8 protein-coding genes are annotated in these 11,123 nt (G+C 46.1%); 4 read left to right on the top strand and 4 right to left on the bottom strand.

The window, feature by feature from the left end; all coding sequences use genetic code 11:
* Window positions 1–164 precede the first annotated feature (164 nt).
* On the top strand, window positions 165–2,339 hold the full coding sequence (locus B9J87_RS07885; protein ID WP_441351328.1) for a M66 family metalloprotease: 2,175 nt from the start codon (window positions 165–167) through the stop codon (window positions 2,337–2,339).
* A 104-nt stretch (window positions 2,340–2,443) separates the two neighbouring features.
* Here B9J87_RS07885 and B9J87_RS07880 read toward each other — a convergent pair whose 3' ends face one another.
* The 4 genes from B9J87_RS07880 to pabB all read right to left on the bottom strand — a co-directional run bounded on the left by B9J87_RS07880 (window position 2,444) and on the right by pabB (window position 7,546).
* Entirely contained in the window at window positions 2,444–3,805 is a 1,362-nt protein-coding gene (locus B9J87_RS07880) for an L-serine ammonia-lyase (RefSeq protein WP_094150076.1), read from the bottom strand.
* Window positions 3,806–3,906: 101 nt separating this feature from the next.
* The gene (locus tag B9J87_RS07875; RefSeq protein ID WP_017044765.1) at window positions 3,907–5,160 is read right to left on the bottom strand and encodes an aromatic amino acid transport family protein; all 1,254 of its coding nucleotides are present in this window, start codon (window positions 5,158–5,160) and stop codon (window positions 3,907–3,909) included.
* Between the two features lie 299 nt (window positions 5,161–5,459).
* Window positions 5,460–6,089 carry a CoA pyrophosphatase gene (locus tag B9J87_RS07870; protein WP_017044764.1) on the bottom strand — a complete coding sequence of 210 codons (630 nt, stop codon included), beginning with the start codon at window positions 6,087–6,089 and terminating at the stop codon, window positions 5,460–5,462.
* Window positions 6,090–6,154: 65 nt separating this feature from the next.
* Window positions 6,155–7,546 carry an aminodeoxychorismate synthase component I gene (gene pabB, locus B9J87_RS07865; protein WP_094150074.1) on the bottom strand — a complete coding sequence of 464 codons (1,392 nt, stop codon included), beginning with the start codon at window positions 7,544–7,546 and terminating at the stop codon, window positions 6,155–6,157.
* A gap of 176 nt (window positions 7,547–7,722) precedes the next feature.
* Between pabB and B9J87_RS07860 the strand changes: the two genes are divergently transcribed.
* From B9J87_RS07860 to B9J87_RS07850, 3 genes are all read left to right on the top strand, one after another.
* Window positions 7,723–9,243, top strand: a complete 1,521-nt coding sequence (locus B9J87_RS07860; RefSeq protein ID WP_010320695.1) for a fumarate hydratase — start codon at window positions 7,723–7,725, stop codon at window positions 9,241–9,243.
* 103 nt (window positions 9,244–9,346) lie between these two features.
* On the top strand, window positions 9,347–9,532 hold the full coding sequence (locus B9J87_RS07855) for a hypothetical protein (protein ID WP_010320694.1): 186 nt from the start codon (window positions 9,347–9,349) through the stop codon (window positions 9,530–9,532).
* A gap of 145 nt (window positions 9,533–9,677) precedes the next feature.
* A complete protein-coding gene (locus tag B9J87_RS07850; RefSeq protein WP_094150072.1) occupies window positions 9,678–11,057 on the top strand; it encodes a YcjX family protein in 1,380 nt (459 codons plus the stop codon).
* The last annotated feature ends 66 nt before the right edge of the window (window positions 11,058–11,123 follow it).

Here is an 11,123-nt window from a genome sequence, read left to right as displayed (position 1 = left end):
GGGTGGGGGGGGTGGCCACGGGGGCAATATGCGTGAAGGGAGGGGAAAGGCTTTGGTCTCTACAGGTGTAAACACCCCAACCTGGGGCATGGAGAGGTGGGGGGGGTTACCCGCAAAAAAACAACCGCCGCTACAACCACATTACCGCACACACCAACGTCGGGGTGTATACCAAAGAAGGTACAGATTTAGCTCAAGTTGTGGTTCATGGCGGCAGTGGCGGTGGCGGTAAAGTAACCCTGCAAAATACTACCGGCAATGAATGGTCCCATGAACTGGGCCATAACTATGGGCTTGGCCACTACCCATATATGGCGTCGATTCACGATATGGAATCTGGCTGGGGTTGGGATGCGTTCCAGCAACGCTTTATTGGTAACTTGCACTGGAAAGGCGACGTTTACACCCAACAGCAAGGTGACGATATTGTACCGCCGTTTAAAGATGCGTTCCGTTTCCTGCGTGATGCGCAAAATGGCGGTGAACAAGAGTACGTTGGCACCATCAGCCGCTTTACCTTGGAGCATCCGGCTCAGTCACGCAAAGCACAGCGTTGGATGAACAACGGTTTTAACCTTGATAGCAACAGCCCAAGCGGTTATGTGCAGTGGGATCCGAGTACCCAACGTTATAAAGCGGTAGAAACCGATACACCGAAACTGCAGCAAGTGGGCGTACCCGTAGTTACTTTATTGGGGATTTACGATCCGCAGAATGAGAACCCTAGCCAAATCTATCCTCTGATTTACTCGAATTATGGCAACGTGTTTGAGCTGCCACAGCCAGAGCAAGGGGATTATCAGTTGGAAGGTTGGCAAGCGGTGGCGAACCTGACTCAGGCACAGCTCGATAGCGATATTTGGCAAACATTACGCATAGATGGTGAGCTGCAACGTTTGTGTAAGTTTACTTTCCAAGCGGCCAATGGCGATAGATCGCAGTTTGTCGGTGGGATTGAACCCAGTACCGACCGTTGTTCTGTTGGACGTGATGTGACATGGAACATCAACGTGAACATGACCTCTGCGCAAGGCGAGTATGAACTGCTTTCCAAGTATGGCCGCGGAACGGTGACTTACACACCGACGGTCGATGTCGGTGAAGTGAGCCTATGTACACTCAATAAGTCTGGAAATGATCACGATGGAGCTGGATTTGTCGTCGGTAATCACTGTGAACAGATTGCAGGTGTGATGCATAAAAATGGCCAAACGTGGCGCTATGCCATTCGTGGCGATGAAGTGTTGCGTCCTACTTACCAGGTTCAGGGCCAGTGTCAGTTGGATGTTGAATTTGCAGATGGGATCCGCGAACAGGTGCGATTGAGTGCTTCTCGCCACGCTGGCAATGAAAGTAACAAGTTCCACGTTAACTTATCGATGGAGAATGGAGTACCAACTCAAGTGAGTTTGCATTGTTCGGGTCGAGGCGGTGAAACAGAACTGACTCGAATGACGCCAGATCAGAACCCGCCACTGGATAAGCTCAAAGGCCCCATCATCATTGGCCAAGAGTACGGTTACAGCCAAGTGGTCGATATGACTCCAACCTTCGCGCAGAATGAAACTCTGTTGAACACGGATTTTGCAACGATCGCTGAGTTTGATGCTTTTGTGGCCGAACACTATGGGCGTGGCGTTCTAAACAATGGCGTGACGAAAGCGGAGCGCCGAGCAGGGGCATTGTATGTCTACCCGAACCCAGAAACGGGCATGCATGATTACTTTGTAATGCGTATGGTAGATGCTGGCGCATTCCCGGCCGATCAAACCAGTAATCAAGGTTGGAAATACCTAGGTTCGGCAGATCGCTATGTGAACTTTGCTTTCAACCCAATCAAGCTCAATAGAGCGGCTGGTGTGAGCATTGAAGCGCGTGTACAAAGCTACTTTGGTGTATCTCGCTTATTGACATGGGATGAGCGTACCTCAACCACTTGGGATAAGGCGCAAAATGCGGTGTTTGTTGGGCAAATCGATGGTGAAAACCATTACTTTATCCAAAAACGCCCAGGAGAGGGGGAAGCTTTCCCGGTGCTCGGAGAGTCAAACCTAGATTGGGTTTACCTTGGCAGCGACAGCACCATTCAAGCTTACCTTGCGGAATTAAATCGTGATTTAGCAAGCTTTGAACGTTCGTTACTGGAGTGGTATCAACAAGATGCGATGGGCGTGTGGGGCAGTGATGGCCAGCGTGGTCAAGTGAACGATATTTATCAATACGCTTTCCGTGGCGGCTATCATTACTACCGCTTGAAAGTGACTAAGTACGGTTATTTCCCTTACCCAACCGATCCCAATCCAACCAACAGTAGCTGGGAATATCTCGGTCAGTTTTAAGTTCCTCACTGGATCGTGAGGTAAAGTCGTAAAATGCGCCACTCGCTGTTAAGCGAGTGGCGTTAAGTTTTAATGAACGAGGTTTTTAAATAGATAGGTGCTCGTTAGCAAACGACTTTAATCGCTAAACCACCTTGGGACGTTTCACGATATTTGGCGTTCATATCTTTACCTGTCTCAAGCATGGTTTCGATCACTTTATCAAGCGAAACACGAGGTGCCGATGAGCGGCGTAGCGCCATACGCGTTGCGTTGATCGCTTTCACGGCAGCAATACCATTGCGCTCGATACAAGGCACTTGTACTTGTCCCGCGACAGGGTCACAGGTTAAGCCCAAGTTATGTTCCATCGCAATTTCAGCGGCCATGCAAACTTGTTCGGGGCTTCCACCCATCAGCTCTGCAAGGCCCGCTGCTGCCATCGAACAGGCAACACCTACTTCACCTTGACAACCCACTTCCGCACCAGAAATAGAAGCGTTACGTTTGTAAAGCCCACCGATAGCGCCAGAGGCGGCAAAGTAACGGATATAGTCTTTTTCAGTAACGGTTTGAATGAATTTATCATAATAGGCTAACACTGCAGGAATAATACCGCATGCGCCATTAGTAGGTGCTGTCACCACACGCCCACCCGCGGCATTTTCTTCGTTCACTGCAAAAGCGTACATGTTTACCCAGTCAACGACCGCCATTGGGTCGTTGGTGGTTTTTTCTGAGGTCATTAACTGTTGACGAAGTGCTGCTGCTCGGCGTGGAACACGAAGAGGCCCTGGTAAGATACCTTCAGTATTCATACCGCGGTCCATACATTCGCGCATGGTTTTCCAAATATTGGCAAAGTAAGTACGAACTTCTTCATCAGAATGCAGTGCTTTTTCGTTAGCCATAACCAGTGTACTCATGGAAAGACCACTCTCTTTGCATTGGTTCATCATCTCGTCAGCGCTAGTGAAGACATAAGGAACTTTAATTGGGTTCTCTTTTTCTTTACCAAAGTTCTCTTCATCAACGATAAAACCACCGCCGATAGAGTAGTAGGTTTTTGAGTAAACGACTTCATCATCGATCCACGCGTGGATCTGCATGCCGTTTTCGTGCAAGGACAAATTCGTTTTGTGGAAATTCATTCCACCTTCTTTAGGAAACGATACGGTATGACAGTGCATACCAACGGGAAGACGCTCGGTTTCTTCAACGCGTGCGATAAAGCCTGGAATAGCATCGATATCAACTTTCTCAGGGGTATTACCAGCAAGACCCATGATGATAGCGATATCTGTGTGGTGACCTTTCCCTGTCAGTGATAATGAACCATAAACGTCCACGGTGATTTTAGTGATGTCGCGCAATTTTCCCATTGAACGTAAATCATCAATAAACTCTTTACCCGCTTTCATTGGTCCCACTGTGTGTGAGCTTGAAGGACCAACACCGATTTTATAGATATCAAATACACTAATCATATCGATTACCTCAAAAGTAAGCCCCCCTAGCTAAGAGGGAGGCTCATTATTATAGTTATGTTCTGTATGCAGTATTCATGACGGTTGATATAACCACCAGATTAAAGAGCGCCGTAGATTACAGAAGTAATAGCAGCAAGACCACAGATAGTTGTGAAAATCTGTACTGGTGCTGAAGTCTTGAACTTCGCCATTGCAGGGATCTTGTGCATTGCAAATACAGGCAGCAGGAACAAGATGCCAGCAATCATCGGTGCGCCCATGGTTTCAATCATGCCTAGGATGCTTGGGTTTACAATCGCTACAATCCAAGTAGTCAACACGATGAAAATCAGTGACATCTTTTCAATCTTGCTTACTGAGCTATTTGAGCGAGATTTAATCAAACCAACTAGGCCTTCATGTGCCCCTAAAAAGTGACCAAAGTAGCTAGAGGTAATCGCTGCAAAGGCAACAAGAGGACCCATGTAAGAGATGATTGGTGATTCATGGATGTTTGCTAGGTAAGAAAGCACAGAAATGTTTTGCTCTTTTGCTAACGCGAGTTGCTCTGGCGACAGAGACAGCACAACAGAGAACACGAAGAACATCACAAAACCCATCAGCATCATGGCCGAGCCACCAGTGATCATATCGGTTTTCTTAACCGCGTTGTCACCATGTTGTAGGCGTTGCTCTTTAGAGAACTGGCTAATGATTGGGCTGTGGTTGAATGAAAACACGATGATAGGAATTGCAAGCCAAACGATGGTTGGCATGGCAGACCAATCAGGCGCTACTTCCATCATTGAAGTGTTCCAATCTGGGATAAGGTAGAAAGAAAGAGCTAATAAAATGAAAACCAGCGGATACACCATGGCAGACGTTGCTTTTAGCATTAGCTCTTTACCAAATACTACGCCAGCCGTCATTGCTACAATCAGCGCACCAGAAAGTAACCAACGAGGAATCGATTCCATGCCAACTTGGTTAACAAGGAAGGAATCAACGGTGTTTGTGATACCAACGCCGTAGATAAGAACGATAGGGTAGATGGCGAAAAAGTATGCGAACGTAATAAGGTTTGCGCCAGTTTTACCAAAATGCTCTTCTACTGTGTCAGTAATATCAGAATCAACATTTTTTGAAGAAAGAACAAAGCGAGCTAAGCCTTTATGTGCGAACCAAGTCATTGGCGCCGCAATTAGGGCTAACATTACTAATGGCCAAAAACCACCCGCACCAGCTTTAATTGGAAGGAAAAGTACACCGGCACCAACGGCCGTACCAAAAAGTGAAAGACACCAAGTGAAATCTTTATAAGTCCACTTGCTAGAGGATTGTACGGCAGATGCCGACGAAGTTGTTGTGTTCATATTGTATTACTCATTTTTGGGAACAGGAAATAAGTCGAGCGCATTTTGCATAATTTTCTCATTCGAAAACTAGATCTAAATCATGTAACGTTCTGGCTTATTGAATGATATGTCAAAAACCCATTTTTGATCACGAAAATGGCGTGCTACATGTGAGTAATGTTAATGATTTGGATTAGTAAAAGTTATCAATATAATGCTTCGGTTAACATTTATTCATGCCAAACGTTTGCTTTTGGGCGGGATAAGGAAAAATAATCATCCGTGTTATTTAAACTTATGGTTGAATAGTTTGAATATTAATGAGGTTGAATAACTTGTTTTTGCAAAACATGAATGATCTGCGCTGTCATCCCCCAAATAAAATGATGTTGATAAGGGATGGCGAAAACGCGGTGTCGTTGATTTTTTACTTGAAATAATTCGCTATAGAGTTTGTTTCGATCAAACAGATGGTGGGCGGGAACTTCAAATATTTCGTCCACTTCATTGGTATCAATAATGGCCTTGTAATTGGGGTTGATAAAAGCAAGAAAGGGCGTCACTACAAATTTACTGACGGTAACCAATTCAGGCAGTTGCCCAAAAATAGTGATGTCGTTTGCTAGAATTCCAATTTCTTCTCTTACTTCACGAAGCGCAGTGATCTGCAGTGAGCCATCGACTTCCTCATATTTCCCGCCAGGAAAACTGATTTGTCCCGGATGATGTTTAAGGTGCGCAGCTCTTTTGGTTAATACCACATTTAAACCATTCTTCCGCTCAACAAAACCAATTAACACTGAAGCCTTGCGTAGGGTTTGAGGAGCAAGGTGTGCCACACGACGGATAGATTCTTCATGATAAGGCACAGGTTGTTGCAACTGAAAGCGCTGGATAAGCCGATCTTTTGTCAAGGGGGTTGCAGTCTGTACGCTGTTTCTCTTCATTTTCGTTACCTATTCGGATTTTGCGTCTACCTCTTTTTAGCCTAGTTCAATAAACCTTGGAAAGGTTAACGAGGTTGTTCGAGCACAGGTAAAATGCGGCTCAGTTTATCCAGTGTCTCTTGATATTCAAGCTCACACTGACTATCGGCAACAATACCGCCACCAGCCCAAACGTGCAGTTGTTGCTTCTCTGCCACCAAAGTTCGGATAGCAATACTGCTGTCCATTGTCCCGTGGCGGCTAATATAGCCGATGCTGCCACAGTAAGCGCTACGGCGGTGAGGCTCTAACTCCTCAATAATTTCCATTGCACGTACTTTTGGTGCGCCAGTAATTGAGCCTCCTGGGAAGCTGGCTCTTAATAGATCGGCCGCGCAATAGGTGGAATCAAGTTCTGCGCGAATGGTACTCACAAGGTGATGCACGGCAGGAAAACTTTCAATATCGAACAGCTTAGGCACATGTACAGACCCCGGTTTTGCCACACGGCCAACATCATTTCGTAATAGGTCAACGATCATCAAGTTTTCTGCTTGATCTTTTTCTGCGCAAGCAAGGTCTGCCGCGTTAGCGGCGTCAATGCTGGGGTTATCGCTTCTTGGTCGGGTGCCTTTTATCGGCTTAGTTTCGATGATGTTGTGTTTGACCTGCATAAAACGTTCGGGAGAGACACTCAAAATCGCTGACTTCTCTAAGCGAATAAAAGCCGAAAATGGTGCGCAATTAAACGCTTCCAGTTTTTGATAAGCTTGCCATTCACTGCCTTCATAATGCGCTTGAAAACGCTGTGCAAGGTTGATTTGATAACAATCACCACTGAGCAAATAGTGCTGGATTTGCTCAAATTTCCGTTGGTAGCTCTCTTTACTCATGTTGGATTGCCAATCAGAGCGTAATACAAAATCGTCGTTATTTTTTGAACTCTGAGCATTGAGCCACTGCCATGCTTCATCAATATGATTGCCCACCACGTAGGCGGCTTGGTGCAAATGATCAACGACCACAGCCCATTGATAGAGACCAATCGCCATATCAGGTGTGGATAAATCGTGCTCAGCGAGCGTTGGAATTCGTTCTATCTGCCGCCCTAAGTCATAGGCAAAATAACCGAGTGCACCGCCCACGAAAGGAAGGTCTATATCGCTTTGAACATCGGGCAAATACTGCTGCTGCAACTGTTTGAGCAGTTGGAATGGGTCTACCTGAGAATCATAACGAGACTGCGGTTCGCATACCGTCGTTTTATCCCCTTGTGTCACTAAGGTGACCAGTGGTTCAGCGACTAAAATATCAAAACGGCTATCGATATGCGTCTTAGAGGCGGAGCGCAACAGCATAGCCCACGGGCAGTCTTCGATTTTAGAAAACAATTGGTGAGCGAGTTCGACATGGTAAGTCAGTGCGTTAACTTGGATATGATTGAATTCGTTGTTGTTCATTTGCGTAATTTGTGACAAAGAGACCGATCACTGCATGGCGTGTTGAGTAAAGCAAGAGTATCATAAAATGCAAATTAAAAGCTGCTACTTGATTGAATCACATCAATAAGTTGATTTTTTGCTGAGAAGCTTACCGCTTATTGAATGAGGAACACGCAACAGTCAAGGGAAGCATAACAATAACGAGGCACGCAATGACGGTAATTCGCAAGCAGGATGTGATCAGCAGTGTCGCTGACGCTCTTCAATATATCTCTTACTACCACCCTCTGGACTTCATTCAAGCACTAGAAAAGGCTTATCATCGAGAAGAGAGTCAAGCTGCGAAAGATGCGATCGCACAAATTCTCATTAACTCGCGCATGTCAGCAGAAGGGCATCGACCCATTTGCCAAGATACCGGTATTGTCACTTGTTTTGTCAACATTGGTATGAATGTGCAATGGGAGTCTGATCTCACGGTGCAAGAAATGATTGATGAAGGAGTTCGTCAAGCGTACACCAATCCAGATAACCCATTGCGCGCTTCTATATTAATGGACCCTGCTGGTAAGCGTATTAATACTAAAGACAATACGCCTGCTGTCGTTCATATCAATATGGTGCCAGGAAATAAAGTCGACATTCAAATCGCAGCCAAAGGCGGCGGCAGTGAGAACAAAACCAAGATGGTAATGCTCAATCCTTCCGATGACATTGCTGAATGGGTAGAAAAAACCGTACCCTTGATGGGGGCGGGTTGGTGCCCTCCGGGTATGCTCGGCATTGGTATTGGCGGCACCGCGGAAAAGGCGGCTGTGCTTGCTAAAGAATCACTGATGGAGCATATCGATATTCAAGAACTGATTGATCGTGGTCCACAAAATGCGGAAGAAGAACTGCGTTTAGATATTTTTAACCGCGTGAATCGTTTAGGCATTGGTGCGCAAGGGCTTGGTGGCTTAACCACCGTTGTGGATGTAAAAATCAAAACAGCGCCGACTCACGCCGCGTCTAAACCTGTTTGTATGATCCCTAACTGCGCGGCGACCCGCCATGTTCACTTTACGCTAGACGGCACGGGCCCTGCTGAACTTACACCACCAAAGCTAGAAGATTGGCCACAAATTGTGTGGGACGCAGGAGCAAGCGCGCGCCGCGTCAACCTTGATGCGGTTACTAAAGAAGAGGTTCAAGAATGGAAAACCGGTGAAACACTGCTTCTTTCCGGTAAGATTTTAACGGGCCGCGATGCCGCACATAAACGACTCCAAGCAATGTTGCAAAATGGCGAAGGGCTGCCTAAAGGCGTCGATCTTAAAGGTAAATTTATCTATTACGTTGGCCCCGTTGATGCGGTGGGTGATGAAGTTGTTGGTCCAGCAGGCCCGACCACATCGACACGTATGGACAAATTTACCGACATGATGCTTGATGAAACGGGCATTATGGGGATGATAGGCAAAGCAGAGCGTGGACCTGCGACGGTGGAGTCAATCAAAAACCACAAAGCGGTCTACTTGATGGCGGTGGGTGGCGCGGCTTACTTAGTGGCGAAAGCGATTAAGAAAGCACGCGTGGTGGCATTCGAAGATTTAGGTATGGAAGCCATTTATGAATTCGAAGTTGAAGACATGCCAGTCACGGTTGCGGTGGACTCGCGTGGCGCGAATGCTCACCAAATAGGCCCAGACACATGGAAAGTGAAGATTGCCGAAGCTCAAAAGAAAGCTTAATCTGATCTCATCGCGTTCTCACGATAACTGCAGCTTAGGCTGCAGTTATCGTCTATAAATCAGTAGATAATTGAAATACTCATTTGCAAAACTAGGAGGGTAGATGCCTCGTTTTATTAAAATATTACAAATTATTATCGCTATTGTGGTTGGGGTTTTCCTCGGCTATGACCTTATTCTACATGGCATCAGCATCTTCGATGATAAGTACGTCACAATCACCTGCGTGTTATGGGTGATGCTTGAGGCTGCATTGTTTGTGATTTATAAATTAATAGAAGATGATTGAGCCGATGTGAGCGGCTCAACACAGAACAGCGAATTTTTTGGCCAAAAAAGCCTAAGCCTCTGATTCTTGTCAGGGGCTTTTTGTTCATCTCTGATTAAGGTGAATACACATAAAGTAGCGTCATCAAATGAAGTGGAGTGAGTGAATGAAGCACATTCGTCGAGAAATGACTGATTTAATTAACCGTGGATTAGATTCGCACGTTCGAATTGCTGTCACGGGGTTATCGCGAGCGGGGAAAACGGCTTTTATTACCTCCTTAGTGAACCAATTACTGCACACCTCTACCCATGATAATTTACCGCTATTTTCCGCAACGCGTGACCGACGCATTGTGGGTGCAAAACGTGTCCCTCAAACTAACTTAATGGTTCCACGCTTTGCTTACGATGAAGCGATGTCACAGTTACACAGCGAACCGCCACATTGGCCTGTGCCCACTCGTGACGTCAGCGAAATTCGCCTAGCGATCAAATACAAACCTAAAAAGCGCAGTAAAAAATTATTTGGTCACACGGCCACACTTTATCTCGATATTATCGACTATCCGGGTGAATGGCTGTTGGATCTGCCTCTGCTCGAAATGACCTATGAACAGTGGTCAGAACAGCAGTTTTCAGCGCTAAGTGAACTACGTTCCTCATTAGCCGAGCCGTGGCTTGAGGGGTTAGCTAAACTCGATGTAACACAAGACGCCAATGAGCAAAAGCTTGCTTCGCTGTCGATGCTGTTTACGGAGTATTTGCACGCGTGTAAAAATGCCGGTTTGCATTGGGTGCAACCGGGGCGTTTTGTGTTGCCGGGAGAGCTAGAAGGTGCGCCTGTACTGCAGTTTTTCCCATGCCGTAATCCGTATGGTGAAGACAAGCCGGCTCCCAATAGTAATTACAGCATGTTAAAAGCACGCTATGAAGAATACCAAAACAAGGTTGTGAAAGCTTTTTACAAAAATTATTTTGCCACGTTTGATCGGCAGATTGTGTTAGTCGATTGCTTATCTCCACTCAATGATGGCTACGGCTCCTTTTTGGATATGCGTCGTGCGCTTGAGCAGATTATGCATAGCTTTCGTTATGGTCGTAATGGTTTACTCAAGCGTCTGTTTGCACCCAAGATAGACAAAGTGCTGTTTGCCGCAACCAAAGCGGATCATGTCACCCCTGAACAACATCCGCATTTGGTGTCGTTACTGCAGCAGATGGTTCATCCTGCTTGGCAAAGCGCCGCCTATGAGAATATTGAGATGAGTTGCATCAGTATGGCATCGATACAGGCCACACAAGCGGGTTTTATTGATAGCGGTGAGCGCACCATTCCAGCCTTACAAGGCGTGACTCTCGATGGCGAAACTTTGACCATTTTTCCCGGCGATGTGCCGAAAAAGTTACCTAACAAAGAGTATTGGCAGCATCAAGGGTTTGAATTCACCAGTTTTAAACCAAGAGCATTTAGCTGTGATGAACCTGGCCCTCATATCCGTTTAGATAAAGCGTTGGAATATTTAATTGGAGATAAGCTGAAATGAGTGATTTAAAAACCAAGCAAATCTTTAATCAAAAATTAGAACCACAACAGAAGAGTACGCCAGAGC

Source organism: Vibrio sp. V19_P1S1T109, assembly GCF_002241375.1.
Lineage (GTDB): Bacteria > Pseudomonadota > Gammaproteobacteria > Enterobacterales > Vibrionaceae > Vibrio > Vibrio anguillarum.
The sequence above is the reverse complement of the archived record's forward strand: the minus strand, read 5'-3'. Positions and strand labels throughout refer to the sequence as shown.

Bases quoted from the DNA above. Each gene is read 5' to 3' on its own strand.
- B9J87_RS07880 (WP_094150076.1), bottom strand. From the start codon at position 3,805: ATGATTAGTGTATTTGATATCTATAAAATCGGTGTTGGTCCTTCAAGC.
- B9J87_RS07875 (WP_017044765.1), bottom strand. From the start codon at position 5,160: ATGAACACAACAACTTCGTCGGCATCTGCCGTACAATCCTCTAGCAAG.
- B9J87_RS07870 (WP_017044764.1), bottom strand. From the start codon at position 6,089: ATGAAGAGAAACAGCGTACAGACTGCAACCCCCTTGACAAAAGATCGG.
- B9J87_RS07860 (WP_010320695.1), top strand. From the start codon at position 7,723: ATGACGGTAATTCGCAAGCAGGATGTGATCAGCAGTGTCGCTGACGCT.
- B9J87_RS07855 (WP_010320694.1), top strand. From the start codon at position 9,347: ATGCCTCGTTTTATTAAAATATTACAAATTATTATCGCTATTGTGGTT.
- B9J87_RS07850 (WP_094150072.1), top strand. From the start codon at position 9,678: ATGAAGCACATTCGTCGAGAAATGACTGATTTAATTAACCGTGGATTA.